This window comes from Subtercola vilae (assembly GCF_004923255.1).
GTDB lineage: Bacteria > Actinomycetota > Actinomycetes > Actinomycetales > Microbacteriaceae > Subtercola > Subtercola vilae.
On sequence record NZ_QYRT01000007.1, the window covers coordinates 13,519 to 40,189 of the forward strand.

General features: G+C 66.8%; 29 protein-coding genes and 4 tRNA genes. 14 read left to right on the top strand and 19 right to left on the bottom strand.

Features of this window, described 5'->3' with window-relative positions:
* Positions 1–27: 27 nt before the first annotated feature.
* The 6 genes from D4765_RS05115 to D4765_RS05140 all read right to left on the bottom strand — a co-directional run bounded on the left by D4765_RS05115 (position 28) and on the right by D4765_RS05140 (position 3,620).
* The gene (locus D4765_RS05115) at positions 28–558 is read right to left on the bottom strand and encodes a GNAT family N-acetyltransferase (protein WP_136641185.1); all 531 of its coding nucleotides are present in this window, start codon (positions 556–558) and stop codon (positions 28–30) included.
* Between the two features lie 127 nt (positions 559–685).
* Positions 686–1,378, bottom strand: a complete 693-nt coding sequence (gene rplA, locus D4765_RS05120) for a 50S ribosomal protein L1 (RefSeq protein ID WP_136641186.1) — start codon at positions 1,376–1,378, stop codon at positions 686–688.
* 120 nt (positions 1,379–1,498) lie between these two features.
* Positions 1,499–1,930 carry a 50S ribosomal protein L11 gene (rplK, locus tag D4765_RS05125; RefSeq protein WP_136641187.1) on the bottom strand — a complete coding sequence of 144 codons (432 nt, stop codon included), beginning with the start codon at positions 1,928–1,930 and terminating at the stop codon, positions 1,499–1,501.
* 120 nt (positions 1,931–2,050) lie between these two features.
* Entirely contained in the window at positions 2,051–3,157 is a 1,107-nt protein-coding gene (gene nusG, locus D4765_RS05130) for a transcription termination/antitermination protein NusG (RefSeq protein ID WP_136641188.1), read from the bottom strand.
* Positions 3,158–3,204: 47 nt separating this feature from the next.
* Positions 3,205–3,495: a preprotein translocase subunit SecE gene (gene secE, locus D4765_RS05135; RefSeq protein WP_136641189.1), complete on the bottom strand. Its 291-nt coding sequence runs from the start codon at positions 3,493–3,495 to the stop codon at positions 3,205–3,207.
* A gap of 52 nt (positions 3,496–3,547) precedes the next feature.
* Positions 3,548–3,620, bottom strand: a tRNA-Trp gene (locus D4765_RS05140).
* A 156-nt stretch (positions 3,621–3,776) separates the two neighbouring features.
* On the opposite strand from D4765_RS05140, the gene D4765_RS05145 reads away from it, so the two are divergent.
* From D4765_RS05145 to D4765_RS05175, 7 genes are all read left to right on the top strand, one after another.
* On the top strand, positions 3,777–4,748 hold the full coding sequence (locus D4765_RS05145) for an NAD(P)H-quinone oxidoreductase (protein ID WP_161580359.1): 972 nt from the start codon (positions 3,777–3,779) through the stop codon (positions 4,746–4,748).
* Between the two features lie 184 nt (positions 4,749–4,932).
* Complete coding sequence (locus D4765_RS05150) at positions 4,933–5,490, top strand: flavin reductase family protein (RefSeq protein ID WP_136641319.1); 558 nt, start codon at positions 4,933–4,935, stop codon at positions 5,488–5,490.
* Positions 5,491–5,509: 19 nt separating this feature from the next.
* Positions 5,510–6,709 (top strand): pyridoxal phosphate-dependent aminotransferase, encoded by a 1,200-nt coding sequence (locus D4765_RS05155; protein ID WP_136641191.1) that lies wholly within the window; start codon positions 5,510–5,512, stop codon positions 6,707–6,709.
* Between the two features lie 131 nt (positions 6,710–6,840).
* Positions 6,841–7,782, top strand: coding sequence for an ABC transporter ATP-binding protein (locus D4765_RS05160; protein WP_136641192.1), 942 nt, complete (start codon positions 6,841–6,843; stop codon positions 7,780–7,782).
* Positions 7,779–8,642 (top strand): ABC transporter permease, encoded by an 864-nt coding sequence (locus D4765_RS05165; RefSeq protein ID WP_136641193.1) that lies wholly within the window; start codon positions 7,779–7,781, stop codon positions 8,640–8,642. Before D4765_RS05160 ends, D4765_RS05165 begins: the two co-directional genes overlap by 4 nt.
* Positions 8,643–9,887, top strand: a complete 1,245-nt coding sequence (locus D4765_RS05170; protein ID WP_136641194.1) for a sensor histidine kinase — start codon at positions 8,643–8,645, stop codon at positions 9,885–9,887.
* The gene (locus D4765_RS05175) at positions 9,884–10,516 is read left to right on the top strand and encodes a response regulator (protein ID WP_136641195.1); all 633 of its coding nucleotides are present in this window, start codon (positions 9,884–9,886) and stop codon (positions 10,514–10,516) included. The genes D4765_RS05170 and D4765_RS05175 overlap by 4 nt, the downstream gene beginning before the upstream one ends.
* 72 nt (positions 10,517–10,588) lie before the next feature.
* Here D4765_RS05175 and D4765_RS05180 read toward each other — a convergent pair whose 3' ends face one another.
* The 5 genes from D4765_RS05180 to D4765_RS05200 form a co-directional block, all read right to left on the bottom strand.
* Positions 10,589–11,827 carry a UDP-N-acetylmuramate dehydrogenase gene (locus D4765_RS05180; RefSeq protein ID WP_136641196.1) on the bottom strand — a complete coding sequence of 413 codons (1,239 nt, stop codon included), beginning with the start codon at positions 11,825–11,827 and terminating at the stop codon, positions 10,589–10,591.
* Between the two features lie 18 nt (positions 11,828–11,845).
* On the bottom strand, positions 11,846–12,313 hold the full coding sequence (locus tag D4765_RS05185; RefSeq protein ID WP_136641322.1) for a MaoC/PaaZ C-terminal domain-containing protein: 468 nt from the start codon (positions 12,311–12,313) through the stop codon (positions 11,846–11,848).
* Between the two features lie 5 nt (positions 12,314–12,318).
* Entirely contained in the window at positions 12,319–12,762 is a 444-nt protein-coding gene (locus D4765_RS05190) for an FAS1-like dehydratase domain-containing protein (RefSeq protein WP_136641197.1), read from the bottom strand.
* A gap of 9 nt (positions 12,763–12,771) precedes the next feature.
* Positions 12,772–14,094 carry a hypothetical protein gene (locus tag D4765_RS05195; protein WP_136641198.1) on the bottom strand — a complete coding sequence of 441 codons (1,323 nt, stop codon included), beginning with the start codon at positions 14,092–14,094 and terminating at the stop codon, positions 12,772–12,774.
* Between the two features lie 146 nt (positions 14,095–14,240).
* A complete protein-coding gene (locus D4765_RS05200) occupies positions 14,241–14,834 on the bottom strand; it encodes a hypothetical protein (RefSeq protein ID WP_136641199.1) in 594 nt (197 codons plus the stop codon).
* A 172-nt stretch (positions 14,835–15,006) separates the two neighbouring features.
* Between D4765_RS05200 and D4765_RS05205 the strand changes: the two genes are divergently transcribed.
* The 3 genes from D4765_RS05205 to D4765_RS05215 are packed head-to-tail and all read left to right on the top strand — an operon-like array spanning position 15,007 to position 17,933.
* Positions 15,007–15,705 carry a response regulator transcription factor gene (locus D4765_RS05205; protein WP_136641200.1) on the top strand — a complete coding sequence of 233 codons (699 nt, stop codon included), beginning with the start codon at positions 15,007–15,009 and terminating at the stop codon, positions 15,703–15,705.
* A complete protein-coding gene (locus D4765_RS05210; RefSeq protein WP_136641201.1) occupies positions 15,702–17,177 on the top strand; it encodes a sensor histidine kinase in 1,476 nt (491 codons plus the stop codon). The genes D4765_RS05205 and D4765_RS05210 overlap by 4 nt, the downstream gene beginning before the upstream one ends.
* 36 nt (positions 17,178–17,213) lie before the next feature.
* Positions 17,214–17,933 (top strand): DUF4190 domain-containing protein, encoded by a 720-nt coding sequence (locus D4765_RS05215; protein WP_136641202.1) that lies wholly within the window; start codon positions 17,214–17,216, stop codon positions 17,931–17,933.
* 151 nt (positions 17,934–18,084) lie between these two features.
* Here the strand turns inward: D4765_RS05215 and D4765_RS05220 are convergent, their stop codons facing one another.
* From D4765_RS05220 to D4765_RS05240, 5 genes are all read right to left on the bottom strand, one after another.
* On the bottom strand, positions 18,085–19,077 hold the full coding sequence (locus D4765_RS05220; RefSeq protein ID WP_136641203.1) for an Abi family protein: 993 nt from the start codon (positions 19,075–19,077) through the stop codon (positions 18,085–18,087).
* Positions 19,078–19,153: 76 nt separating this feature from the next.
* Positions 19,154–20,323, bottom strand: a complete 1,170-nt coding sequence (locus D4765_RS05225; RefSeq protein ID WP_136641204.1) for a GDSL-type esterase/lipase family protein — start codon at positions 20,321–20,323, stop codon at positions 19,154–19,156.
* Positions 20,320–20,997 (bottom strand): TetR/AcrR family transcriptional regulator, encoded by a 678-nt coding sequence (locus D4765_RS05230; RefSeq protein WP_136641205.1) that lies wholly within the window; start codon positions 20,995–20,997, stop codon positions 20,320–20,322. Before D4765_RS05230 ends, D4765_RS05225 begins: the two co-directional genes overlap by 4 nt.
* A gap of 106 nt (positions 20,998–21,103) precedes the next feature.
* Positions 21,104–21,177, bottom strand: a tRNA-Met gene (locus D4765_RS05235).
* Between the two features lie 66 nt (positions 21,178–21,243).
* Positions 21,244–21,315, bottom strand: a tRNA-Thr gene (locus D4765_RS05240).
* Positions 21,316–21,403: 88 nt separating this feature from the next.
* Between D4765_RS05240 and D4765_RS05245 the strand changes: the two genes are divergently transcribed.
* A complete protein-coding gene (locus tag D4765_RS05245) occupies positions 21,404–23,176 on the top strand; it encodes a glycoside hydrolase family 13 protein (RefSeq protein ID WP_136641206.1) in 1,773 nt (590 codons plus the stop codon).
* A gap of 27 nt (positions 23,177–23,203) precedes the next feature.
* On the opposite strand, the gene D4765_RS05250 is transcribed toward D4765_RS05245, so the two are convergent.
* Both D4765_RS05250 and D4765_RS05255 read right to left on the bottom strand, forming a co-directional pair.
* Entirely contained in the window at positions 23,204–24,049 is an 846-nt protein-coding gene (locus D4765_RS05250; protein WP_237280274.1) for an inositol monophosphatase family protein, read from the bottom strand.
* A 2-nt stretch (positions 24,050–24,051) separates the two neighbouring features.
* Positions 24,052–24,285, bottom strand: a complete 234-nt coding sequence (locus tag D4765_RS05255) for a hypothetical protein (protein WP_136641207.1) — start codon at positions 24,283–24,285, stop codon at positions 24,052–24,054.
* Positions 24,286–24,358: 73 nt separating this feature from the next.
* On the opposite strand from D4765_RS05255, the gene D4765_RS05260 reads away from it, so the two are divergent.
* From D4765_RS05260 to D4765_RS05270, 3 genes are all read left to right on the top strand, one after another.
* Positions 24,359–24,673, top strand: a complete 315-nt coding sequence (locus tag D4765_RS05260) for a hypothetical protein (protein ID WP_136641208.1) — start codon at positions 24,359–24,361, stop codon at positions 24,671–24,673.
* A gap of 10 nt (positions 24,674–24,683) precedes the next feature.
* Positions 24,684–25,961, top strand: a complete 1,278-nt coding sequence (locus D4765_RS05265; protein ID WP_161580360.1) for a DUF4214 domain-containing protein — start codon at positions 24,684–24,686, stop codon at positions 25,959–25,961.
* 103 nt (positions 25,962–26,064) lie between these two features.
* The gene (locus D4765_RS05270) at positions 26,065–26,412 is read left to right on the top strand and encodes a hypothetical protein (protein ID WP_136641210.1); all 348 of its coding nucleotides are present in this window, start codon (positions 26,065–26,067) and stop codon (positions 26,410–26,412) included.
* Positions 26,413–26,505: 93 nt separating this feature from the next.
* On the opposite strand, the gene D4765_RS05275 is transcribed toward D4765_RS05270, so the two are convergent.
* A tRNA-Tyr gene (locus D4765_RS05275) sits at positions 26,506–26,590 on the bottom strand.
* Positions 26,591–26,671 lie beyond the last annotated feature (81 nt).

A 26,671-nucleotide genomic window follows, 5' to 3' on the forward strand; every position in this document is an offset into this window, starting at 1 on the left:
CCCCGCGCCCCGTCAGAGGGAGAGGAGTCAGAGGCGGCGCTCGCGCACGAAGTCGTTTTCGAGCGAGGTTCCGACGAGAAAGGTCTTGGAGCCGACCACCGCGAAGCCGTTCTTCTCGTAGAAGCGGTTGGCCCGAGCGTTCTCGTTGTTGACGCCGAGCCAGATTCCGGATGCGCCGCGAGCCGCTGCCGCTTCGACTGACACCTTCATCAGCTCTGCCGCAATGCCGAGGCCATGATGCCCTGACACTACGTAGCACTTACTCAGCTCCGCCGTCGGACGCACGGTCAGCGCCGCCGCAACGTCAGCGTCGCCCGGTTCACCCATGACGACCATCGTGTACCCGACCGGCAGTCCATCGAGTTCGGCAACGAAGAGCATTCGAGCGTCGTCGGCGAGATACCCCGTGAACGCCTCCTCTGAGAGGTTCGTCACAATGAAGTGCTGGATTCCGGCAGCCGGCGTGTGCGGCGGGCAGGCAAGCGCAAACGTAGCGGCGGCAACAAGGGCAAGACGGTCGGCATCATCAGAACCGGCCTGGCGGTAAGAAACGGGCATCCACCCAGCCTACGACCCGCCCCACCCGCCATCCGGCTCCCGCGATGACCTCAAACGAAAGAAGGGGCCCGCCGAAGCGGACCCCTTCACGTTTTAGAAGCGCGTGCCGCTTCTAAAACAAATTGGCTCAGGCCAGTGCGTTCACATCGACCGGGATGCCAGGACCGAAGGTCGTCGAAACGGTGCCCTTGGTGATGTAGCGGCCCTTCGAGGAGCTCGGCTTCTGGCGAACGATCTCGTCGAGCGCAGCGCCGACGTTCTCGCGCAGTTGGTCGGGCGTGAAGCTGACCTTGCCGGCGACGAAGTGCACGTTGGAGTGCTTGTCGACGCGGAATTCGATCTTTCCACCCTTGATCTCGGTGACAGCCTTCGCCACGTCGGGGGTGACGGTGCCGGTCTTGGGGTTGGGCATGAGGCCACGCGGGCCGAGTACCTTTCCGAGACGACCGACCTTACCCATGAGCTCCGGAGTCGAGACGGCGGAGTCGAACGAGGTGTAGCCAGCGGCCACCTTCTCGATCAGCTCGTCGCCACCGACCTCGTCGGCGCCGGCAGCGATTGCTGCCTCGGCCGCGGGGCCCGTTGCGAAGACGATGACGCGGGCGGTCTTGCCGGTGCCGTGGGGAAGAATCACGGTGCCGCGAACCATCTGGTCTGCCTTGCGGGGGTCAACACCGAGCTTGAGGGCGACCTCAACGGTGCTGTCGAACTTTGCCGAGCCGGTCTCTTTTGCAAGAACGACGGCTTCGGCGGCGGTGTAGAGCTTGCCTTCATCGATTTTCGATGCGGCGGCCCGGTATGCCTTTGACTTGGGTGCCATTGTGAATCTCCTAAATTCAACTGATGGAGAGTGTGGTTGTTGAGCCAGGCTGGCTCTCCCACTGTCGGTCGCCGACGGCGGCCAACGGATGATCGGGGGTGAGCCCGATCGAGTCGAGAGTTACGCCTCGACCGTGATGCCCATGGAACGGGCGGTGCCGGCAATGATCAGCGACGCAGCGTCGAGATCGTTGGCGTTGAGGTCGGCCAGCTTGATCTGAGCGATCTCGCGAACCTGGGCTTTGGTGAGCTTCGCAACCTTGACGGTGTGAGGCGTACCCGAACCCTTGGCAACTCCCGCTGCCTTCTTGATGAGCTCCGCTGCGGGCGGGGTCTTCAGGATGAACGTGAACGAACGATCTTCGTACACGGTGATCTCAACCGGAATGACGTTGCCGCGCTGGTCTTCCGTCGCAGCGTTGTACGCCTTGCAGAACTCCATGATGTTAACGCCGTGCTGACCCAGCGCAGGCCCGATGGGGGGTGCGGGGTTGGCGGCGCCGGCCTTGATCTGAAGCTTGATCAGACCCGTGACCTTCTTTTTCGGTGCCATTGTTTTCTTCCTCTTTTTTGTAAACCAGCTTCAATCGCCGAAGCCGGACGCTATCGATGCCAACACAGTGGCATGAAGTTTTATTCATCGCGCCGCAGGAGCGGCGGCGCGATCATGGGATCAGAGCTTCGTGACCTGGTCGAACGACAGCTCGACCGGGGTCTCGCGCTCGAACAGCGAAACCAGAACGACGAGCTTGCCACTGGCAGGCTTGATGTCGCTGATGGTACCCGGCAGACCTGCGAACGAGCCGTCTTTGATGGTGACGGTCTCGCCGACCTCGAAGTCGATCTCGGCCGGAATGGCCCGCGAGACAGCTTTGCCGCCCTTGGCGCCAGAGGCCTTCGCCGCCGGTGCCTCGATGATCTCGACAAGGCTCTTCAACATGTTGAAGGCTTCTTCGAAACGGAGCGGAGTGGGGTTGTGCGAGTTGCCGACGAAGCCGGTGACGCCAGGGGTGTGACGAACGACAGACCAGCTGTCTTCGTTCAGATCCATGCGAACCAGAACGTACCCGGGGATGCGAACACGGGTGACGAGCTTGCGCTGGCCGTTCTTGATCTCGACCACGTCTTCCATCGGAACCTCGACCTGGTAGACGTAGTCTTCCATGCCCATGGAGCTCTTGCGGCTCTCGATGTTCTGCTTGACGCGCTTCTCGAAACCGGCGTACGAGTGGATGACGTACCACTTACCGGGCATGAAACGGAGCTCCGCACGGAACGCCTCGTACGGGTCTTCGGCTTCGGCCTCAGCCTCTTCGTCGCCCTCAGCCGCGGTGTCACCGTCGAGAGCACCGGCACCGGCACCGGCATCGCCGTCGAGCTCGGCCTGCAGCTCGAGGTCGCCCGCACTGTCGGCAGAGACCACGGAGTCGGAGACGAAGTCGTCGTCTTCGGCGTCGGTTGCGGCGCCGTCGATCTCTTCTTCGTCTTCGATGGCTTCAAGAGCGGCTTCGGTGTCGTCGGCGCTGCCGGACTCGAGCGCCTCGTTCACTTCGGCGTCGGCCTCGAGGTCGTCGACCTCGGGGTCGTCAGAGCCGGAGCCGTCTGAATCGGAGCCGATGAAGTGCTCGTCATTCGAGCCGCCATCGATGGCGCGCAGCAGTGCATCGAGGTCGGTCGGAGACTCGATCTCGATGTTGTCGCCCTCTTGCGCCTCTTCGACCTCACTCGACTGCTCTTCAGCAGCCCCGAGGTCGAGGTCGTCCCGGTTTGACTTAGACACTAAATGCGTTCCATTTCTGTTGCGAAAATTTCAGGCGACGGAAGGAACTACGAGCCGAGTGGGCTGGTTCCTGGGTCACCGAACACAAAGACGGCCATCCAGCTGAACACGAAGTCGAGGCCCGACACCAACGCCATCATGATGACGACGAAGATGAGCACAACGATTGTGAAGCTGATCAGCTCTTTGCGGGTCGGGGTTACGACCTTCTTGAGTTCTGCAATGACCTGCTTGATGAAAAGCACCAGGCGTGCAAACGGGTTGCGCTTAGCCGCCCGGTCACTCTTGGCGCGCTCGACGACAGCCTCGCTGGGTTCGTCGACTATTTTTCGTGCCACCGTCAGTACCTTTCACAAGCGATCGAAGTGAGCGAACGCTCACCACGATTTGCAGGGCGGACAGGACTCGAACCTGCAACCTGCGGTTTTGGAGACCGCTGCTCTACCAATTGAGCCACCACCCTAAAGATGCGGAGAAACCGTTGTACTTCTCTGCAAACAACTCATGGGATCAGCCAGAAATGGGCACAAAAAAGCATGGCAGATTTCAACTACCTCCACCTAGTGTAAGTCAGATCGCAGGCGACCGCAAAGGCCGCGGCGGGGCGTACGTTGGAATCATGAAAGCTGTGGTCTTCGATACTCCCGGTGATGCCTCTGTCTTGCGTGTGGGCGAGGTGCCCGAACCCGAGATCGGGCCGGACGACGTACTCATCAGCGTGGCCGCCGCGGGCGTCAACCGCGCCGACATCAGCCAGCGCCAGGGGCACTACCCGCCGCCCGCGGGCGCTCCTACCTGGCTCGGCCTCGAGGCCAGCGGCACGGTGCTCGAGGTGGGTGCTGCGGTCACCACGTTCGCGCCAGGCGACCGGGTCTGCGCCCTCCTCTCTGGCGGTGGGTACGCCGAGCGCGTCAGCGCGCCGGCCGGCCACGTGCTGAGAGTTCCCGACACCATTGATCTCGTCGATGCGGCCGGGCTGATCGAGGTCGTGGCCACAGTGTGGTCGAACGTCTTCATGCTCGCCGATCTGCGCCGGGGCGAGACGCTGCTCGTGCACGGGGGTTCGAGTGGAATCGGCACCATGGCCGTGCAACTGGGCCGAGCCTTCGGCGCCCGCGTCGCTGTCACAGCAGGTTCTGCCGAGAAGCTCGCAGCGTGCGAGGAGCTGGGGGCGAGCATCCTGATCAATTATCGAACAGAAGATTTTGTCGAACGGATGAAGGCTGAGACGAACGGGGCCCAAGTGATTCTCGACTCGGTGGGTGGGTCGTACCTCGACCGCAACATTCGGGCGCTGGCTCTGGATGGCCATCTGCTGAATATCGGAAACCTGAGTGGAGAAACAGGAGATCTGAACTTCGGGCCGCTGATGATGAAGCGCGGCACCATCCATGCCACGAGCCTGCGCGCACGGTCGGCATCGGCGAAGGCCGCGATTGTGGCCAGCGTTGCCGAGAACGTGTGGCCGCTGGTGGCGAACGGCACGGTGAAACCTGTCGTAGCCGAGAGGCTGCCCCTCGTGCGCGCCGCAGAGGCCCACGCGCTGATGGAGTCGTCGACCCACATCGGCAAGGTGCTTCTCACGCTCTGAGCCCTGCACGAAAGCTGGGAGAACGTGCGGATCGGTAACAGTGTTACCGGCGTAATACCCCTGAAACAGGAGCTCACTTAGTCTTACGTTTGGCAACACCGAAGACTACCGAGGAGTGAACGTGAGCGACCCGCAGCCCATCAACCGTTTCGAGACGCAGCCGTCGGCTGACGAACACACGGTTGTGGGCGAACATGTGCTCGTGCAGCACCCGAGTTCGGAGACGGTCAGTGCCGACGAATTCAGGGCTGCTTTTCGCAACCACCCGGCGGGTGTCGCCGTCATCACGGCCGACGCGGGCGACGGGCCTGTCGCACTCACAGCGACCTCGGTCTTCTCGGTGAGTATCGCGCCACCACTGTTGGTGTTCTCGATCTCCGAGCTCTCATCGAGCACCCCGACCATCCGGCGCGCCGACACCGTGGTGGTTCACCTGCTCGGAGCCGACCAGCTCGACATCGCGAAACTCGGTGCCACCAGCGGCATCGACCGCTTCGCAGACACGACCATCTGGAAGCGCCTGCCCACGGGTGAACCCTACTTTCCTGCAGCGCACGCCTGGATCCGCGGCCGAGTGGTCAACAAGATGGAGGCCGGCGGGTCGACCGTTGTCGCCGTTCAGGCGCTCGAGACCTACGCGCCAGAGGCGGGCGACCCGTCGGCAGATGCAGCCACGGCGCACCCTCTCGTCTACCACAACCGCACGTGGCACCGTCTCGACGAGAACTCCAAGATCCAGTAGGGATCGGTAGGCTGGCGGGGTGACTGAACGCACCAGAATCTCGCACCGCATCTCGTCGATCGCCGAATCGGCGACACTGAAAGTCGATTCCAAGGCAAAAGCGCTGCAGGCGGCCGGGCGACCGGTCATCAGCTACGCCGCCGGCGAGCCCGACTTCGCCACTCCCGACTTCATCGTCGAGGCGGCCGTCGCCGCGGCGCGAGACCCCAAGAACCACCGTTACACCCCCGCCGCGGGCCTGCCAGAGCTCCGCGAGGCCATCGCGGCGAAGACGCTCCGCGACAGTGGGCTCGAGGTCTCGCCCTCGCAGGTCATCGTGACCAACGGCGGCAAGCAGGCCGTGTACCAGTCGTTCGCCACATTGCTCGACCCGGGCGACGAGGTCATCGTGCCCACCCCGTACTGGACCACCTACCCCGAGGCCATCGCCCTCGCGGGTGGCGTGACGGTAGAGGTTTTCGCCGGCAGCGACCAGGGTTACCTCGTCACCGTGGAGCAGCTCGAGGCCGCCCGCACGCCGCGCACCAAGGTGCTGCTGTTTGTGTCTCCCTCGAACCCCACCGGCGCCGTGTACTCGCCGGAGCAGACCCGCGCCATCGGCGAGTGGGCCGACGAGAACGGCCTCTGGGTCATCACCGACGAGATCTACCAGAACCTCACCTACGACGGGGTTTCGGCCCTCTCGATCGTCGAAGCCGTGCCCTCGCTTGCCGACCGCACCATTCTCGTGAACGGTGTGGCGAAGACCTACGCCATGACCGGCTGGCGGGTGGGCTGGATGGTCGGTCCTGCCGATGCCATCAAGGGGGCGTCGAACCTGCAGTCGCACCTCTCGTCGAACGTGTCGAACGTCTCGCAGCGGGCCGCCCTGGCCGCGCTCACTGGGCCCCAAGACGCGGTCGAGGTGATGCGCCAGGCGTTCGACCGTCGCCGCAAGAGCATTGTGGCCGGGTTGAACCAGATCTCGGGCATCCACACCCCCACACCCGAGGGCGCCTTCTACGTCTACCCTGACGTGACCGGGCTGCTGAACCGGCCGTGGGGCGGGGTGACGCCGACGACCTCGCTCGAGCTCGCCGACCTGATTCTCGACCAGGCCGAAGTGGCCGTGATTCCGGGTGAGGCGTTCGGGCCGAGCGGGTTCGTGCGCATGTCGTACGCGCTCGGCGATGAGGCCCTGGCTGAGGGCGTGGCGCGGCTGCAGCGGTTGTTCGCGTAGGGCTGTTCGGGTCGGGATGCTCGAACCGGCGGTTCGGGCGGGCCTCTCGGCGGGCATCCCCCAACCGGTGGATGCCCGGGTAGACCTCCTGAGGGCTGTTGCGATCTGGATGCGAGGGCCAGCATTGCATCATGAACGCAATAGACCCGGCTGTGAGCGTCGACAAGCTCACCAAGTCGTACGGCAGCTTCACCGCTCTCACCGGAGTGACGTTCGACATCGAACGCGGAGAGACGTTCGCTCTGCTCGGGCCGAACGGCGCGGGCAAGAGCACGACCATAGAAATTCTCGAGGGGTATCGCGACCGCAGCGGCGGTGAGGCTCGCGTCTTGGGTTCAGACCCACAACGCGGCGGCCTGGCCTGGAAGGCACGCATCGGCATCGTGCTGCAGAGCTCGGGCGAGAGCGGCAACGTGACCGTTCGCGAACAGCTCACCCAGTTCGCCGGCTACTACCCGAACCCGCGAAGCGTCGACGAAGTGATCGCCGCGGTGGGGCTCGAAGACAAGGCGAACACGCGACTCAAGAGCCTCTCTGGCGGTCAACGTCGTCGTGTCGATGTGGCGCTCGGCGTGATCGGGCGCCCCGAACTGCTCTTTCTCGACGAGCCGACCACCGGGTTCGACCCTGAGGCGCGCCGGCACTTCTGGGAGCTGATCCGCTCGCTGAAACGCGAAGGCACCACGATTCTGCTGACCACCCACTACCTCGACGAGGCCGCGCAGCTCAGTGATCGTGCCGCCGTGATCGCCGCCGGAACCCTCGTGGCCATCGGCCCCATCGACACGCTCGGCTCTGATGAGGCCCGCACGCCGATCGTGCGCTGGCTGGAGAACGGCATCGCCCGCGAGCAGCGGGCCAGCGACCCCGGGCGGGTGGTTGCCGAGCTGGTGGGCAGGCTCGGCGAACCGGCGGGGCTCGAGATCGTACGGCCCAGCCTGGAAGACATCTACCTCGGGCTGGTGGGGGCGTACGAGGCAGACCTCGCATCCCGCGCATCCCACACGCCCAGACCACCCAGTGCATCCAGCACACCCAGCGCTTCCAGCACGAAAGACCAGGTGTCAGCATGACCGCAGCACTCCAGGCCCCGGCCACCCGGGCCTCCTCGTTCGGCATCGGTCGCACCCTGCGCCTCGGCGCCGCCCGCATCGGATACGAGACGAAGGTCTACTTTCGCCAGAGCGACACCCTCTTCTTCACGTTTCTCTTCCCCGTCATCATGCTCACCATCTTCTCGGTGGCATTTCAAGGCATGGGCAACATCGGCGCGAACCCCGACGGCTCGGGCGGCATCAGCCAGGCGGCCGGTTATCTGCCAGGCATGATCGCCGCGGGCATCCTGCTGAGCGGTGTACAGAACCTCGGCACCGACATCGCCATGGAGCGAAGCGACGGCACCCTCAAACGACTCGGCGGCACCCCGCTGCCTGTGCTGTCGTACTTCTTCGGCAAGATGGGCCAGGTTCTGGCCACCTCACTGCTGCAGCTGGCTCTGTTGCTGCTCGTCGCGCACTTCGCGTTCGGCGTCGACCTGCCCACAGAACCGGCCAAGTGGATGACCTTCGCCTGGGTCTATCTCCTCGGAATCGCCACCTCAGCGGTACTCGGCATCGCCATCTCGCGCCTGCCCCGCTCGGGCAAAAGTGCCACCGCCGTCATCATCCCGCCCATTCTCATCCTGCAGTTCATCTCGGGCGTCTACCTGCAGTTCGCGCTGCTGCCTGACTGGTTGCAGTCTGTGGCGAGCATCTTTCCGCTCAAATGGATGGCGCAGGGCATGCGCTCCGTGTTCCTGCCCGAAAGTTTCGCCGCAGTGGAGCCGGGCGGCGTGTGGAACCTCGCCGGCGCCGCGATTGCCCTCCTCATCTGGCTGGTCGGCGGATTGGTGATCTGCCGCCTGACCTTCCGCTGGATCCGCAAAGATAGCTAGATGATGCGCTTCAGCTGGTGGCACATGGCGGTGGCCGCGACGATCGTCGGGCTCGCGGTCATCGTGCTGCCCGACCTCGGCGCCAAACCCTCTGCCACGATCGGCGCCTGGTGTTGCCTCGGCGTACTGGGCATCGGTTATGCCGCGTTCGGCTGGCGCAATTTCACCGCCCGCGGTGACGGCACGTTTCCCGTCGGGCACGCGGTGCTGCTGTTTCCCCTGCTCGCCATCGCGTGCACCGGCGTGGGTACGGCGTTCGATCCCTCGATGGCCACCCTGCAGGCCATCGGGTTTCCCATCATCTGGTTCTCGGTCGACCCGCTGCGCCGGGCCATCATCTTGAACGTCGTACTGGCGCTTGCGGTGACCTTCGGCTTTCTCGTGTCGACCGGCACCGGCAGCGCGGCCGTGGGGTCTGCCATCGCCATCGAATCCATCTCGCTGATGTTCAGCATCGCGCTCGGCCTCTGGTTCACGTTCGCTCTGCAGCAGGGCCAAGACAACACACGCCTGCTGGGCGAGTTGCAGGCGGCGCAGGAGAAGCTGGCCATCCTGAACCGTGACAGCGGCATACTCAGCGAGCGCGAGCGGCTGGCAGGCGAGATTCACGACACCATCGCGCAGAGCCTCACCGGGCTCGTGATGGTGGCGCAGCGGTCGCAGTCGCAGGTTCTGGATGCCCTCCCTGCCGTTCGCGCCGACCTGGCGCTCATCGAAGAGATCGCCCGCGAGGCTCTCGTCGAGACCCGCGCGCTCGTGGCCTCCGTGGCACCGGTCGATGTGAACGGGGGGCTCGGTGCCGCGCTCGGTCGACTCGTCGAACGGTTCACGCGGGAGACGGGCGTGCAGATCACGCTCGACACATCGGAGTACGAGGCGCAGCCGAACGAGGTCGAGGTGGTGCTGCTGCGGTGCGTGCAGGAGGCGCTGGCGAATGTGCGGAAGCACTCGGGGGCCCGCACGGTGAGCGTGCGATTGTCGGCTGTGGGCGGCGCGGTCTCGCTGTGTGTGAGCGATGACGGGGCCGGAATGACGGTTGGGCAGCCGGTTGACCGCGGGTTCGGGCTGGCGGGAATGCAGCAGCGGCTCTCACTCGCCGGCGGAACGCTGGTACTCGGTCGTTCGGCGGCGGGCGGGGTGGAACTGCGGGTGGAGCTGCCGGGGGCGGGCGGGGTGGCAGGCTCTGTGGGGGCGGAGGCCTCTGTGGGGGTTACTGCTCCGGCTGCCGCGGAGGTGCGGGCATGATTCGGGTGCTGGTGGCCGACGATCACCCGATCGTGCGCAGCGGAATCGTGGCGCTGCTGCGGTCGGCGGGCGACATAGACGTGGTGGGCGAAGCGGTCGACGGGCTCGAGGCGGTTCGGCTGGCGCTCGAACTGCGGCCCGACCTGGTGCTGATGGATCTGCGGATGCCGGGCCTGACCGGCGCCGAGGCGACCGCGCGCGTCCTCGCGGCGCAGGCCGACGCGGCGGGCATGCGCGTGCTGGTGCTCACGACATACGACACCGACGACCACATTCTGGCGGCCATTGAGGCGGGTGCGAGCGGGTACCTCGTGAAGGCGGCGCCACAGGAGGAGATTCTCGCGGGGGTGCGCGCAGTGGCCGCTGGCCAGACCGTGCTGGCGCCATCCATCGCGTCGATGCTCGTGAACCGCATGCGCGAAGAGAAGGTGGTACTGCCGAAACTCAGCAGCCGCGAGGCCGAGGTACTGCGGCTGGTCGCGGCCGGCAGCAGCAACCCTGAGATCGCACGCACGCTGTTCATCGGCGAGGCCACCGTGAAGACACACCTGCAGCACGCCTTCGAGAAGCTGGGGGTCACCGACCGCACCCGTGCGGTCACTCGGGCCATGGAGCTGGGCCTCATCTGACCCGATCCGGGCCGCACCGGGCCGGGCCGGGCCGGAAGAGTGTGCCGGAAGAGTGGCGTCTGAAGAGGTGGGTCAGAGCACGTCGTCGACCGGGCCGAAGCCGATGAACACGGGCTCGGGCGAAAGGTTGACGCCGAACTCGGCCTGCACGCGCCACTGCACGAAGCGGGCGAGCTCGGAGATCTGCTCGGCGGTCGCTCCGCCGCGGTTGATGAGGGCGAGCGTGTGCTTGCTCGAGATGGCGGCCGACGACCCGGCCAGGGCGAATCCGCGGCGGATTCCCGCCTGCTCGATGAGCCATGCCGCGCTGAGCTTCACCTGGTATTCGATGTCGTCGGCCGCAGCAGCGAAAGGCCGTGCCGAGTCTGCGCCGTCGTGCGCACTGTCGCGCGGTGCGGGTTCGGGTGCGGCGGGTGCGGGTGCGGGTGCGGCGGGTACGACCGGCCAGCGGGGGGCGCTCAGCGGCAGGGTGCGCGCGAACGATTCGCTCACGATCGGGTTGGTGAAGAATGATCCGGCGCTGACCGAGTCGGGGTCTGCCGGGTCGAGCACCATGCCTTTGGATGCCCGCAAGCGCAGCACCGCGTCACGAACCTGCCCCACAGCCACTGCGTCGCCCACCTCGACGCCGAGCGCCTTCGCGAGCTGCGGGTACAGCACGGGTTGCCCGAGCGCGTCGGCACCGGCTCCCGCAACCGCCGTACCACCGGCACCCGCCGCAGAGCCGCCGCCATCGGGCGCAGCCAGGCGCAGCTCGACAGACACCACCACGCCCTCCCGCCCGCGCTTCAGCACCGAGGTGCGGTAGCCGAACCCAAGGTCGTGCGCCGACAAGCGCTGCAGCTCGCCGGTCTCGTAGTCGAGAAACTCCACGGCTGCGATGGCCGAGGCGACCTCCTGCCCGTACGCGCCGATGTTCTGTACGGGCGACGCTCCGGTCGAGCCCGGGATGCCCGACAGGGCTTCGATGCCGCTGAATCCGTTCTGTACGGTGAAGGCTACGAGCGAGTCCCACGGCTCACCGGCCTGCACCCGAACACGTACCGTGCCAGCCGGGTCACCGGGGGCTGCTTCGAGCACCTCGACTCCGCGCGTGGCAATGTGCACCACCGTTCCGGCGAACCCGTCGTCGCTGACGACGACATTCGAGCCACCGCCGAGGATCATCCATTCGCCGCCGCCCGACCACACCGAGAGGCAGGTGGCCACGAGGTCGGCGGGGTCGGTGACGAGCACCAGTTCGGTGGCGGGGCCGCCGACGTTCAGGGTCGTCAGCGGGGCGAGGGCGGCATCGAACCGGGTGTCGGGCATCGGAGTGGGTTCCGCGACCTACGCCGCGCCGGGGCCGGCGGCGGAGTCGGCGGAGGCGGGGTCGGCGGCCCGCGGCGCGTGCACGCGAACCTGCGCCTTGCCGAGAACCGTGGCGCCAGCCGCAGTGGCAACGATGTCGATGCGCGCGGTGCCGGCCTCGGCGTCGAGCTGCCCGACCTTCGCTGTGACCTGCACGAGGGCACCTGACATGGGGTCGACGAGCACGGGCCGCGTGAAGCGAACGCCGTAGTCGTCGATGAGGGCGGGGTCGCCGATCCACTCGATGATGGGCTGAACGGCCATGCCCATGGTGAGCATGCCGTGAGCCAGCACCCCGTCGAGCCCGACCGAGGTGGCGACGTCGTCGCGGTAGTGAATGGGGTTGAAGTCGCCGGATGCTCCGGCGTACCTCACGAGCGAATCGCGGCTGAGCGTGAATTCGTGTTCGCCCACCACGTCGCCGACGCTGAGCGCGCTGAAGTCGATGCCCACTACTCGGCCCTCACAACGAGCGTCGAGACGGCCGTGACGACGTGCTCGCCCGCGGTGTCTTCGATGCGGGACTCGGCGGTGACGAGGGCGTTTCCGGCCAGCACCTTGACGCTCGAGACGGTGAGCACGGCGGTCAGCTCATCGCCGGCCACGATGGGCCGGGTAGAGGTGAAGCGCTGGTCACTGTGTACGACGCGCGAGAAGTCGATTCCGGCATCCGGGGCCGACAACAGCTGCGCCAGGGTCAGCTCCTGCACTACGACACTGAATGTTGGCGGAGCCACGAGGTCGGCGTACCCGGCGGCACGCGCGGCCTCGACATCGAAGTTCAGCGGGCTGGTCGAGAAGACGGCCTTCGAGAATTCGCGGATCTTCTCGCGCCCCACCAGGTAACCCGGGGTTCTCTCGAAGACGCGACCTTGCAGTTCGGGGTTCACAGTCACCCGACAAGTCTATTCACTGGGGGTCGGGGTGGGTGTCGGGGTGACGGTCGGGGTGCCTGCGGTCGGAGTGGGTGTCGGCGTGGCTGACGACCGGATGCCCGCCGTGCTGCCGGTGCGGGCCAGAGTGGAGCTGACGCCGTAGGTTCCGTCGGGGTTCCAGAACACCACGTCTTGACTGGCAGAAGTGGGTTGCGGCTCGCTCGCTCGCGTCACGCGCAGGTTCGTGATGCGCAACTCGATGCCCATCGCGTTGAACTCGTCGCGGGTGACGCAGGTGGCGCTCTGCGTGCCGTCGGTGTACACCGCCAACAGGCACGGTTGTTCGAGCCGATTCTCGACGGCGTACACCGTGAGGTCGCTGTCGGCGACGCCGAGCAGGCGCAGCGACTCCGGCTTGTAATACGGATCGATGCCCGCGGGCGGAATCGACGGCGCCAGGGTGGGGTCTTCGAAGATGGTCAGACCGAGACTCGAACCGGCCCGGCCAGCGAAGTCGCCGGGGGTGGCCGAAGGGCTCGCGCCGATGCCGGAGCCCGCCGAGGTGGTGCTGCCCGAACCCGGAAACAGCGCGAACCCGGTGCCCGACGGGTTGAGCTGTTGAACGACGACGAGCGCGATTCCGGCCAGAAGGAGCACCGTCACGGCGGCGGCGGTGCTCATCCAGATGAGCGAGCGCCGACGCCAGCTCTCGGCGGTGCGGGTGGGTGTGGGGGTGCGGGCTTGGGTTGTGTTGCGGGTGGAGGTGCGGGTGGCGTTGCCGGTTGAGTCGCTGCCGGTTTCCGGATGCCCGGCGGCGGCCTCTGCGCCAAAGGGGGATTCGGGCGCTGGGGCGCCGGCGGGGTCGTTCGGGCCGAGGTCTGCGCTCGAACCGGCGGCACGGTGGGCGGCGCGGGATTCGGCTGCGGTGATGGCCGGGCGGGCATCCAGAATCGCTGCGTCGAGGGCGGCGGCATCGGCCCTCAGCTGCTCGTCGAGGGCCACCAGCGCGGCGAACGGCGCAGAAACGGAGGTGTGCTCACCCGAGACCGGGTCGATGACGTCGATGGCCAGAGCGGCCTCGCCTTCGGGGCGGCGGGAGAACGCGGCGGCCTCGAGCTGGGCGCGCACCGAGGCAGGGTCGGCGTGGCCAGCGGGAGTGGACTGCAACGGGTGCGCGCGCCACCAGAGCGCATCTATTGGGTCTTGGCGACCGGCATAGGCACCCGTCAGCGCCTCGGCGAGCGCGCCATAGCGGGCGACAGACGACCCCGCAGAGTCGGCGCGCTCAGCGTCGAGGAGCGCAAGCAATCGCAGGGCCTCGGCCCGATTCTCGGGCGGCGTCAGCTGTGACACGTCGACACTCCTCCGGCACGTGGTGCCTCACACTCATTGTGCCCCCGCCCCAGCCGCGCGCGCCCGGCACTGTGCCGGGGCGTGCGGGGCTTGACGGGGGCCTCAGAGTGTATTCGGCGCCGGGCGCCGATCGGAGGGGCCCGGAGTTACGAGCCGGTGCCCGAGCCCGAACTCGCCGCAGCGTGCGACGAGACGCGCGCCTCGACACGCGCGGCGAACGCCTTCACACGGTCGCCGTAGCCGCCGGCCAGCGCCTTGGTCTTGATGGCGGTCGCGTCAGTGGCCACGTCGGCGCCCTGGGCGTTCTTCAGCGCCGTGAGGTCGGCCTGCAGGTCGGCGGGCAGCTTGGCGAAGGCGGTCGGATGCCCGACCAGCGTCGTCGCGATCTTCTGCGCGCGCGTGGCGAAGTCGGTGCCCGAGCGCACATCGACCGAGATCTCGCGGCGCAACTCGCCGCGGGCGCGAACGCCGGTGGGCTTCGCCTTGGCTGCACCCGATGCCGAAGGGGTGGGCGTGGCGGTCGAGGTGGCGGCTGCGGTGAGCGAACCCTGGTCTGCGGCGAACGCGGAGGTGGCGCCGATCGAGCCGATGGCCACCACCCCGCCGATGGCGATCGCGCTGACGAGGGCGACGGTTCCGCGGCGGCGACGACGCGGGGTCGGCGAGCCGGGCGAGCCGCTCGGGGTCTCGGCGGCGTCACGCGGGGCGGCTGACGGCGGGGTGAGAGAGGAGTGAGTCATGGTGTTGCCTTTCGGGATGCGGAACAGCGTGCATCCAGAGTCGCAAGCCCACACCAGCAGACGGTACGGCGAATGTTCGAGCAGTGTTAAGAGATCGGCCCGAACGACGGCGAATGCAATGGATGCGGCCGATTCGCAGGGCGTTGCCGGGGCGAGCGCCTAGATTTCAGCTATGGCTGAGCAACTCGGGTTGGTGATGATCGTCGAAGACGACAAGGCGATCGCCGACGTCGAACGGCTCTACCTCACGCAGGCCGGGTTCGGCGTGCACACCGAGAGCAACGGCGAGCGAGCGCTGGAGGAGATCCGGCGGCGGCGGCCGGTCGCGGTAGTGCTCGACGTGGGGCTGCCGGGGCTCGACGGCATCAGCGTCTGCCGGCGGTTGCGGGAGGCGGGCGACTGGGTTCCGGTGATCTTCGTGACCGCGCGCGACGACGAGGTCGACCGGCTGCTCGGGCTCGAGCTGGGCGCCGACGACTACCTCACGAAGCCGTTCTCGCCGCGGGAGCTGGTGACGCGCATCCGGGGCATCCTGCGGCGCACGAACGGGGTTCTGGCCAGCACCGTGCGACGCGTGGGAACGATCGAACTCGACGAACGCGAGCGGTCGGTGCGGGCATCCGGGCGCCCGGTGGAGCTGACCGCGATGGAGTTCGACCTGCTCGCGTACCTGTCGGCGAGCGCGGGGCAGGTGTTCACGCGCGATCAGCTGCTGGCGGCAGTGTGGGGGCAGGCGAACTACAGCGGAGCGCGAACGGTCGACGTACATGTGGCGCAGCTGCGGTCGAAACTCGGTGCCGACAGCCCGCTGCGCACCTGGCGCGGGGTGGGGTACTCAGTGGTGGGCGCGGCTGTGGGTGCGTCGACGTGAAGCGGTGGGCCGCGTCGCTCGCCGGGCGCATCACGCTCGTGACCACGGCGGTCGCGGTCGTCGCGGTGCTGGTGACGGGCGGAGTGGCGTTTCCGCTGATTCGCACGGCGGCGGTCGACCAGGCGCGCTCGGAGCTCGCGGAGCAGGCCGACGCGTTCAGCGCGACACCCCTCGCCTCGCTGACGCTCGAACAGCGCCAGCGGCGGCTCGACGGCACCTCTGAGGGCGAAGTCGTGGTGGTCAGCGCGTCGGGCGTGGTGAGCGGCGACACGGCCGGACTCGTGAGCGCGGCGGTCGTGGCGCGGCTCGTGGCGGGCGAGTCGGTTTCGCTGACGCTGGCGGCCGGTGCGCATCCGGGCACCCCGGAGCCTGTCGAGACGGGAGCGGCCAGCACGGCTGCCGCCACCGACCGGGCCGCTGGCCGCACCCTGCTCGAGGGCCGCCCCATCCGCGACGGCGGCGCCATCGTGCTCACGCGGTCGCTCGCGACGGTCGACGCGGCGTCGGGTGTCGCTCTGCTGCGCCTCGGCGTGGCGTTGGCCGCCGGCCTCGTGTTCGCCGTGCTGCTCGGGCTGTGGCTGGCCCGCCGCCTCTCCCGCCCGCTGGCCGAAGCGGCCATCACCGCTCGTCGCCTGGCTGCTGGCGAGCGCAACGTTCCGGCGCCTCCGGCCGCCGCCCGATCGGCGAGCGAGGTCGCCGAGGTCACTGCCGCCCTCGGCACCCTCGACACGGCACTCATGACCAGCGAGACCCGCCAGCGCGAGTTTCTGCTCTCGGTCTCGCACGACATCCGGAGCCCCCTCACCGCCCTCCGCGGGTACGCCGAAGCGTTGGCCGACGGCCTCGTCTCGCCCGCCGACCTGCCCACCGTCGGTGCGACCCTCGTCAGCGAGACCGAGCGTCTCAACCGCTTCGTGTCAGACCTGCTCGAGTTGGCACGCCTCGAGGCCGACGACTTCGCACTGGATGCCCACCCCTTCGACCTCGTGGCCCTCACCCGCTCGGCAGAGCTCGCGTGGCGGGCCCGCTGCGAGTCAGACGGCATCGTGCTGGTGTTCGAAGCCTCAGGAAGGCCTGCGATGGGCTCGACAGCGGCAGCGGTAGCGGAGACACTCACGGCTGTGACCGACCCACAGCGGGTGCGCCAGATCATCGACGGGCTGGTCGAGAACGCGGTGCGGGTGACACCGGCGGGGGCATCCATTGTTCTCGCGGTCGGTCTCGAACGGGGCGTGCCCTTCGTCGAGGTGCGCGACGGCGGGCCTGGGCTCAGCGCCGACGACCTGGCGGTGGTGTTCGAGCGGGGAACGCTGCACGCGAAGTACCGCGACGACCGGCCCGTCGGTTCGGGGCTCGGGTTGTCGATCGCCGCGCGCCTCGCGGGCCGGCTCGGAGCCGAACTCACGGCCGGTTCGGCTCCCGAAGGCGGCGCGTCTTTTCGCCTGCTGCTGCCCCTGAGCGCCCTCTCATGAAAGAGTTGCCAAACGGAAACTAACTAGGAGTTCGTTGTGAGCATTGAAACCCCTCCCCCGGTTCCGCCCTACCAGGCGAACCAGTATGCGGCCCCTGCGCCGTCAAACGACAAATACAACGTGTTGGCGATCGTGTCGCTCGTCACCGCCTTCTTCGTCTCGCTGGCCGCTGTCATCACGGGCCACATTGCGCTCAGCCAGATCAAGAAGACCGGCGAGAAAGGGCGCGGGCTCGCCCTCGCCGGCCTGATTCTCGGCTATCTCGGCATTCTCGGCGGCATCATCGCCACGATCATCATCATCGTTGCCTTCGCCACCATCGGTACCACCGCCAAGAACGCAATCGACCAGGGCAACGCGTTCGCGTCGTCGCTGCCGACCGACCTCTCGTCGCCCACCTCCTCCGGCCCCGCCGACGCGTCGGGTCAGTCGACCACCGAGGCGTGCACCATCCTGGAGTCGTCGTTGAGCAGCTCGACCTCCGGTCTCACGCAGGGTCTCAACGACATCGCCTCCAATCCGACACAGGCCGTCACGAGCCTGCAGGCCGTTGCTGACGCGTTCGACGCCGGGGTCTCGCAGATCAGCAACCCGCGCATCCTCGCGGTCGCCACCACCGCCGACACCGATCTGAAGGCCATGATCGCCGCGGTCACCCAGTACATCAACGACCCCTCTGGCGGATCGGGCGCGGTCGTCTCGGCTGCCACCACCGTTCAGAGCGACTTCACCGCGATCGGCACCGCCTGCAGTTGATGCGCGAGCACGCTGCGCTGCGTCCTCGCTCCCCTGCCTGTACGCGCCGGCACGTGAGACCGACGCGAAGAGCAAAGACTCTCGCGCCGGTCTCACAAACGGCGGCCGGTGTTCGCTCGTTCTCGGGCCCCACAGGTGACACAAGGCCGGGTCACTCTCGCCAAAGGTCGAGTGCAGTCCACAGTGCGGGAATGCCAATGGAGCGCAACGCGACAGGGCCTGACGATGGGAATTCACGCATCAGTTCGACCATGCGTTCATTCCACCCGGAGTCGGGCTCAATGGTTCGCAGCAGAAATGCAATCACTGCAAGAACGTTGTAAAGGCCGAACACCTCTTTTGAGCTGACAGCAGCGCGCAGATGATCGAGGAGTGGCACCTGGCCCACCGCGGGGCGTGCGGGTGCGCTGACGAGTTTGCGATTGAACAGTCGTGCGTGATGGGCAGACACATTGCGCACGTAATTGATGCTTGAGATCCAGCTGCTCATCATCTTCTTGGTGGGCGCGCCATACGCGGCCGAGATCTCCGAGGCAATCGAGTTGCTGAGCCCGCTGTACAGACGACCGAGCTGACCCAACTCCAGAATCTCGGTCAGCGCCCAGATCGGCATCCGGTCGTCATACTTCTCACGAAAGTGCGTGACGAATGCCTCATCCGAGCTGGCTTGGCGCTCTCGTACTCGAGCCATCCACTCTTCGTGTTTGCTCGGCAGCGACTCGCCGCTCGTCGCGTCGAGACGCTCTTGCGTGAACGCTCCAACGAAGTTTGCTGGGTCAAGATGACCGAACGCCGGCACTCTTCCGAGCACGTACCCGAGCTGCATTCGGAATGAGATTTCAACTCTCTCGATGCCGTCGAGCACCAGCATCCGGAGCCGACGGTCGAAATCGATGAGTTGGGATGCGTATTCGATCGAGGTGCCGGGGCGGTAACTGCTCAGAATCCGGACTCGCTCGCGCCCGGCGGAGTCACGATATGCCCGCGATTCACGAAAGGGATAAAGATAGCCGGTGAGCCGGTAGTAGCCGACTGCGCTCAGTAATGACAGACAACTGGTGCCGTCGCCGAAGCTCACTCCCCGCAGACCGAGTTTGGCGGCCTGGTCTTCTACTGACAACCACGTCTTGGTGTACTCGACCATGAGTCTCCGGCTTAAAGAAAATCAGCCCGAGCCGTGAGGCGAGCGGGCTGATCGTGATGTGAACAAGCTATCACAGTCAATCTGATTCAGCGGGGCCGAAAGCCGAGAAGGGGCCCGCCGCACCGAACGCGTACGAGGCGAAACGTTCGCCGATGAGGCGGTGAGTAACGGTGTCGGGGTGCAGGTTGTCGGGCAGCGGATGCCCGGCGGTGTCGGCCTCGCCATAGAGGGTTGTACCGTCGAGGTAGTGCAGGCGGGCATCCTGAGCCCGGCGCTCGACAAGTGAACGCAGCTCGCGGCGGATCACGCTGAGCGTGAGGCGGCCGAGCGTTTCGTCGCCGGGGGTTCCGGTGGCCATGAACGCGGCCTGACCGGTGGCCATACTGGCGGGGTCGATGGCTCCGGGGCCCGGGGTGTGCTCGTGAATGCCGCAGAAGATGGGCGAGATGAGCACCAGCGGCGTGGTCGGGTGGGCGTCGCGGATCGTGTCGAGAAAGCCGTGCACCGCCGGCACGAACGCCCGCACGCGCATCGCGTCGAAGTTGACCACGTTGATTCCGAGCTTCACGCTGATGACGTCGGCCGGCGCATCGCGGATGACCCGGGCCATGAAGGGGTCGACCAGGGCGCTGCCGCTCACTCCGAGGTTTCGAAGCTCCACCCCGCCGAGGCGCGCGGCAACGGCCGGCCAGGTCTCGCTGGGGCCTGCCGCGTTCGAGCCGTGGCTGATCGAGCTGCCGTGATGCACCCAGAGCGCCGGATGCCCGGGCTGAGCCACCACCGGAGCATCGGTGCCGAGCGATACCAACTCGATCGACTCGTTGTGCGGAAGCCACAGGTCGACCAGCTTCTCCCCCTCACCGAGCCCCTCGAGCACCGTCGTGTGCGGCGCTCCCGGCAGCACCGTCGTGGCGCCGGTCGAGAGATCGAGCTCGATGGTGTCTCCGCCGTCGAGCACATCGGCGAGCGTCAGAACGCCGTCGACGAACACGTCGATGCGCCCGCGCGGGCGGACAACACCGCGGTACGCCAGCCTGGTCGGGTGAGAGACCAGCGCAACCCTGCTCGCCCGTGTGCTGAACGCCACGCGCACGCCAGAGGGCTGGCTCTCAACCGCCAGCAGCTGGCCGTCGGGAAACTGCTGCCGAACCCACTCGGGCAGCCGGTGCGGCCGCACGCCGCGGGCGGTCGTCTCGAGTTCGGCGGCGCCGCGCACGAGGTCGAGGGTGAGCGGTGTGGTGATCATGGGGTGCTCTCCTGGTGGGGTGCGGTGGGGGCCGGATACTCGGCGATGGTCGAAGGGTCGGCCGCCGTCACCGTCTCGGCGGCCGTCACCGTCTCGGCAGCCGTCTCGCCTCGGGGCCACGAGCGAAGCGCCTGATCGAGTACGTCGATTGCGCGCAGCCACGACACCTCGGCCTCCGGGCTGCGATGGGCGAACGCGCCCACACGTTCGAGGGCGATGAAGCCGTTGAGGGTGGCTCCGACGAGGCGGGTCGCGTGCACCAGTTCGTCGGCGGGCACCGCGTAGCCGCGCAGTACGGCCCAGATCAGCTGCACGAGCCGTGCGGCAGGCTCGGAGTGCACCGTGTTCAGGGCGGCGGGGCGCTGCAGGGCATCCCACCGGCCCGGATGCTCGCGCGCGAACCCCCGATGCGCCTCGACCAGGCCGACGAGCGCGTCTCGGCTCGATCGGCCGGCGATGGATGCGGCGATACGGTCGGCGAGGTCGGCCAGCGCCAACTGGTGCACGCCCTCGAGCACCGCGGCACGATCTCGCACGTGGGAGTAGAGGCTGGCCGGCTGCACGCCCAGCTGGCGGGCGAGCGCCGAGACGGTCACCGCTTCGTATCCGCTCGCGTCGGCGAGGTCGGCCGCCGCCGCCACGACCACGGAGGGGCTCAAGTTCATGCGTGCCATGCTCCCAACCTACACCTCATAGGCAAGCACCTACTCACCCTAGGCAGAGTGGCCCTCCCCCGGGAACGAAAGAAGCCCCCGAGACGGCGAGATCTCGGGGGCTTCGTAGCGGGAGCGGGAATTGAACCCGCGACACCACGATTATGAGCCGTGTGCTCTAACCAACTGAGCTACCCCGCCATGCAACCATCTTACGACGGCGACCCGGTGCTTGCACGGAGCCGAAGGCCCCGGTAACAACCACGGAGCCCCCTGTGGGAATCGGACCCACTACCTCTTCCTTACCAAGGAAGTGCTCTACCAATGAGCTAAGGGGGCGCACAGAATCCGCTCGAAATCAGCAGCTTTTGGCACCGTAAGAGAATAGCATCATCGAGGCGCCTCTCAACGCCATTAGGGTTTGCGTATGACCCCTGAGCCCAATCCCGAAATCGGCCAGCCCACTGAAACCATCACCTTCGCCGGCCTCGACCGCGAAACACTGACGACGACGGGTTCTGAGTGGTGGCGCTCTGCCGTCATCTACCAGATCTATCCGCGTTCGTTCGCTGATTCCGATGGCGACGGGCTCGGCGATCTCGCCGGGGTCACGAGCCGACTCGGTTCGCTCGCCGAGCTCGGTGTCGACGCGATCTGGCTGTCACCGTTCTTCACCTCTCCACAGCACGACGCCGGCTATGACGTGGCCGACTACTGCGACGTAGACCCGCGGTTCGGCACGCTCGCCGACTTCGACACCCTTCTGAACGAGAGCCACAAGCTGGGCATCCGGGTGATCGTCGACCTCGTGCCGAACCACACCTCGTGGGATCACCAGTGGTTCAAGGATGCCCTGGCCTCGCCGGAGGGCAGCGTGGAGCGCGACCGCTACATGTTCCGCGACGGCCTCGGCCCGAACGGCGACATCGCCCCGAACAACTGGGAGAGCGTGTTCGGCGGCCCCATGTGGAGCCGCATCACGAACCCCGACGGCACGCCGGGCCAGTGGTACCTGCACATCTTCGATATCAGCCAGCCCGACCTGAACTGGGAGAACGAGTGGGTGCGCGCGCAGTTCCGCGACATTCTGCGCTTCTGGCTCGACCGCGGGGCCGACGGGTTTCGGGTGGATGTCGCGCACGGCCTCATCAAAGAGGCCGGGCTTCCTGACTACACCCCTCCCGCCGAGGCCGGCAGCATGGGCGGGGGCGCCGTGCCCATCGAGGTCGACCCCCACGACCTCGACCGCATTCCCACTCCGCCCTACTGGGCGCAAGACGGCGTGCACGAGATCTACCGCGACTGGAACAAGGTGCTCAGCGAGTACGACGGCGAACGCGTGCTCTGCGCCGAAGCCTGGGTCGAGCCGCTCGGCAAGCTGGCCCGCTGGGTGCGTGACGACGAGATGCACCAGGCGTTCAACTTCACCTACCTGTCGGCCGCATGGTCGGCGCCCGAGCTGCGCCTTGTGATCGACACGTCGATCGCCGCGTTCGCCACGGTGGGCGCCCCCAGCACGTGGGTGCTGTCGAACCACGACGTGGTGCGCCACGCGACCCGCCTCTCGCTCGGCCCCGGGCACCTGCAGGGCGACGGCATCGGCCCGAAGTCGGTCGACCTGCCCGAGCCCGCGGCCGCCCTTCGCAGGGCGCGCGCCGCGAGCGCCGTGATGCTGGCCCTTCCGGGCAGCTCGTACATCTACCAGGGCGAGGAGCTCGGCCTGCCCGAGTCGATCGACCTGCCCGACGAGGCCCGCCAAGACCCCACGTGGTTTCGCACGCACGGCGAGCGCTACGGGCGCGACGGCTGCCGCGTGCCCATCCCGTGGGAGGCTGGCAAGCCGAGCTACGGTTTCGGCCCCGCCGGCGCCTCATGGCTGCCGCAGCCCAGCAATTGGGATGCCTACGCCCGCGACGCGCAGAGCGGCGTTCCCGGCTCGACCCTCGAGCTCTACAAGCTCGCGCTGGCCCTTCGCGCCGAGCACGACCTCGGGTTCGGCACTGTCGAGTGGATCGAGACCCTCGGCTTCGGACCCCAGGTCGTGGCCTTCTCGAACGGTTCGATCACTGTCATCGCCAACACCGGCACCGTGCCCATCGAGTTACCGCTCGAATCGCTCGGCGAGCTCCTGCTGGCGAGCGAGCCGGTCGGCGAGGCGGTTCTGCTGCCCGACACCACCGTCTGGCTCCGCTCGGTCTGACCCCTCGTCTGTTCGGCGACGCGGCTGTTACAGTCCCGCGTCGTCGAACAGGCTCCGGATGATCGGCTCGAGCCGGGCCGCCAACACCGGTTCGGCCGCGAGCGTGAAGTCGCGCCCCGCCGGCGCCCCGCCGAACCCGTGAACACGTGCCCCGGCCTCGGCGGCGATGAGGGCTCCTGCCGCGTGATCCCACGGGTTCAGCCCGCGCTCGAAGTAGGCGTCGTAGCGGCCGGCAGCCACGTAACAGAGGTCGAGGGCTGCCGCGCCGATACGGCGGATGTCGCGAACCTGGCCGAGCAGCGCTGCGATGACGAGGCCCTGTTTGGCCCGCACCTCGGAGCTGTACGCGAACCCGGTCGCGACGAGGGCCTGCGAGAGGTCGATGGGGTCGTTGACGCGCAACCGCGTGCTGCCGAGGTAGGCCCCCCGGGCATCCGAGGCGGTGAAGACCTCACCCACGGCGGGGTTCACGACGCAGCCCGCCAGCGCGTGCCAGGTGGCGGGGTCAGCATCGCCTTCGACCACGGCGACGCTCACGTTGTAGGCAGGGATTCCGTAGAGGTAGTTGACGGTTCCGTCGATGGGGTCGACCACCCAGGTGAGGCCAGATGTGCCGGGCGAGGCGACGTCGGTCGACTCTTCGCCGAAGAAGCCATCGTTCGGGCGGGCCTCGGCCAGGGAGCGGCGCATGAAGGCCTCGACCTCGCGGTCGGCGAACGTCACGATGTCTTCGGTCGACGACTTGCTCGCGGCCACTTCGACGCCTTCCGCGCGCAGCCGGGCTGCGAGGGCGCCAGCCTCGGTGCCCACGCGGCGGGCCAGCTCGAGTAGTTCGGCGTTGGGGTCGGCCTTCGCTTCGATGCTGGTGCTCACGTTCAACCGCCGTTCACAACCACGCCGACGCTGCGGCACTGGTTGCTGAGATCGGTGAACGTGGCCTGGCCCTTGGTGACCGCGGCCGAGCTGGTGTCGGTGCCGAGGGCAACCAGCGTGGTCATGTCGTCGGCGATCGGCTGCCACTGCGGGTCACTCGCTGCGGCCTCGACAGCAAGCTGTCTCGCCTTGTCTTGCGTTGCCGGGTAGGCTGACGACGTCTGGGTGAGACTCACCTGCCAGGTTTGGCACGCGAGAACCACCGTAGCTTCTGCGGTTGGAGCCGCACCCGACGTCGAAGGTGTCGGGGTGGGCGCCGCAGACGGTGTGGGGGAAGAAGTGGGTACAGCAGTGTCAGTCGGTGTGATCGAACTCGTCGACGGTGCGGGCGTGGGCGTTTCGCCTGGCACGCTCGACCCCGGAACGCTGGCGCCCGCGCCGGTCGAGCTGGTACCGGCACACCCGGCCAGTAAGAGAAGCGCTGCCACTGCCACGCCTGCTCCAGCGACCCGCGTCGCCGTTCGTGCTGCCGCCGTTTTCGGTGCCCTGAACCGCATTTCTCTACCTCTACCCCACCACATTGCTCGGGCCGAAGAAGTTCGCCCCGTCGAGATGAAAGCTTAGGCGCATGAAGATGAAGCGCTCGGTATTTGCCCTGTTCGTGGCGTTTGCGCTGGTGATCACCACGCTCAGTGCTGTCGGTGCGCCCCCGGCGAGTGCCGCATCCACCGTCTCGAACAGCCCGCAACAGCTCGCGCAGGCACTCGTTTCGGCACACAATTCAGGCGCGTTCACCACTGACCCCACCACCATCTACGACCGTGAGATCGTGCCCGTCTCGCAGGGCCAGACGCTCGGCGGATGCGCGGTCGATGTTCGCGTACTGCAGGTTCTGGTGCTGGTGATCAACCGGTTCGGCAGCCTCCGCGTCTCAGACCTGCAACGCCCGTGCATCGGCTCGAACCTGAACTGCGGGCCCCCCACCTACTCGGTGCACTGTGTGGTGCCGGGCGAGGCAATCGACTTCGCGAACGTGGGCGGCGTCGGGCTGAACGGTTCGAACGCCCAGAACATTCTGCTTCTGCAGTTTCTCGACAATGTGGTGCCCACCGGCACCAACGCTGGCCAGTCGCAGTGCCGTACCGCCGCGGGCAACAGCCTGAACCTGGCCAACATCGACCAGTTCGCCGACTCCTGCAATCACCAGCACGTCGACTTTCGAAACACCGACGCATCGCTGAACCCCACCGTTCTCGGGGCGCCACTACCCACGGTGACCGCCAGCTCGTCTTATGTGGTGGCTCTCTACAACGACTACCTGAGCCGCACGCCGTCGGCGGGCGAGACGAAGGGCTGGGCCACGCAGCTCGCCAACGGGGCTCCGCGCGACGGGGTGGCCAACGGGTTCGTCAACAGCGACGAGTACCGACTCATACGCATCGCGGCCGCCTACCAGAGCGTGCTCGGCCGTTCACCCGACCCGTCGGGGCCACAGAACTGGTTGGCAGCCATGCACCGCGGCTCAATCACCACTGACGACATCGAAACTTCGTTCTATTCGTCGCTCGAGTACTTCCAGCAGCACGGCAACAACAACGCCGGGTTCGTCGCATCTCTCTACACGAACCTGTTGCATCGGAACGCAGGCAGCGACGAGATCGCGTACTGGGTCACCTACATCAACAAGTACGGCACCGCCTGGGTCGTGTCACAGTTCTGGCGCTCGACCGAGACCATCAGCGAGCGCATTTCTGCCATGTACCAGCGCTACCTCGGGCGCGCACCCGACCCGGTAGGGCTCAACACCTGGGTGGGGCTGGCTCTGCAGATCGGCGACTCGGGGCTTCGTTCAGCCCTGACCAGCAGCGACGAATACTTCGCCCGCTCGCAGAACAGGTACCCCTCGTCGTAGTGCTGCAGGGCATCCATCGGCTTCGAAGGCACACATAATACGCGATGACCTGAACAGCATCAATACTTTCCAGTTTTAGATATTCGGGGACTAAATTGCTCGAATGCCTGAGAATCTACAACTGACCGAAGATGTCGTCGAGTTCGAGTACCGGGCGAGCGTTCTACTGGGCTCGGTCAAGGTATTCGCCGCGTCAGAGTCGGGCGAGAAGGCGGCCCTGAAGGGGGTCATCAGGTATGCCCGCCGCCCGCACCATCGCATCCGGCTCATTTGCGTCGAAGTGGTTGAGCAGTTTCGCCGGGAAGGTGTGGGCACCCTCCTGTTCGAATCCCTGCTCAGCCAGAGCCCGCTGACCCGCACCGTTGAAGTGTTCGTCGACAGCGACAGCATTCGCGGGTTCATGAACTCGCTGGTGTCGCGGCACCCCGCCATTGTGTTTCAGATGATCTGACGAGTTATTCTGAACGACCGCCCTGCGGCTGCCGGTGGCGACCTGGCAACGAACAACGGCCTCCCGCTTTCGCGTGGAGGCCGTTGTTTCTGCTGGTGGCAAGTGAGGGATTCGAACCCCCGAAGGCTCAGCCGTCTGATTTACAGTCAGATCCCTTTGGCCGCTAGGGTAACTTGCCAAGGCGCACCCGACCACGTTGAAAAACACAACCGAAGGCGCTCGCACAAGAATACTTGTCATCGGGCGTCTGACGAAATCG

Excerpts from the sequence above, each read along its gene's own strand:
- D4765_RS05165 (WP_136641193.1), top strand. The coding sequence starts at position 7,779 with ATGACCGCAGCACTCCAGGCCCCGGCCACCCGGGCCTCCTCGTTCGGC.
- D4765_RS05220 (WP_136641203.1), bottom strand. The coding sequence starts at position 19,077 with ATGGTCGAGTACACCAAGACGTGGTTGTCAGTAGAAGACCAGGCCGCC.
- D4765_RS05265 (WP_161580360.1), top strand. The coding sequence starts at position 24,684 with ATGAAGCGCTCGGTATTTGCCCTGTTCGTGGCGTTTGCGCTGGTGATC.
- D4765_RS05170 (WP_136641194.1), top strand. The coding sequence starts at position 8,643 with ATGATGCGCTTCAGCTGGTGGCACATGGCGGTGGCCGCGACGATCGTC.
- D4765_RS05230 (WP_136641205.1), bottom strand. The coding sequence starts at position 20,997 with ATGGCACGCATGAACTTGAGCCCCTCCGTGGTCGTGGCGGCGGCGGCC.
- D4765_RS05145 (WP_161580359.1), top strand. The coding sequence starts at position 3,777 with ATGAAAGCTGTGGTCTTCGATACTCCCGGTGATGCCTCTGTCTTGCGT.
- rplA (WP_136641186.1), bottom strand. The coding sequence starts at position 1,378 with ATGGCACCCAAGTCAAAGGCATACCGGGCCGCCGCATCGAAAATCGAT.
- D4765_RS05115 (WP_136641185.1), bottom strand. The coding sequence starts at position 558 with ATGCCCGTTTCTTACCGCCAGGCCGGTTCTGATGATGCCGACCGTCTT.
- D4765_RS05200 (WP_136641199.1), bottom strand. The coding sequence starts at position 14,834 with ATGACTCACTCCTCTCTCACCCCGCCGTCAGCCGCCCCGCGTGACGCC.
- D4765_RS05160 (WP_136641192.1), top strand. The coding sequence starts at position 6,841 with ATGAACGCAATAGACCCGGCTGTGAGCGTCGACAAGCTCACCAAGTCG.
- D4765_RS05270 (WP_136641210.1), top strand. The coding sequence starts at position 26,065 with ATGCCTGAGAATCTACAACTGACCGAAGATGTCGTCGAGTTCGAGTAC.
- D4765_RS05245 (WP_136641206.1), top strand. The coding sequence starts at position 21,404 with ATGACCCCTGAGCCCAATCCCGAAATCGGCCAGCCCACTGAAACCATC.
- D4765_RS05175 (WP_136641195.1), top strand. The coding sequence starts at position 9,884 with ATGATTCGGGTGCTGGTGGCCGACGATCACCCGATCGTGCGCAGCGGA.
- D4765_RS05205 (WP_136641200.1), top strand. The coding sequence starts at position 15,007 with ATGGCTGAGCAACTCGGGTTGGTGATGATCGTCGAAGACGACAAGGCG.
- D4765_RS05180 (WP_136641196.1), bottom strand. The coding sequence starts at position 11,827 with ATGCCCGACACCCGGTTCGATGCCGCCCTCGCCCCGCTGACGACCCTG.
- rplK (WP_136641187.1), bottom strand. The coding sequence starts at position 1,930 with ATGGCACCGAAAAAGAAGGTCACGGGTCTGATCAAGCTTCAGATCAAG.
- D4765_RS05225 (WP_136641204.1), bottom strand. The coding sequence starts at position 20,323 with ATGATCACCACACCGCTCACCCTCGACCTCGTGCGCGGCGCCGCCGAA.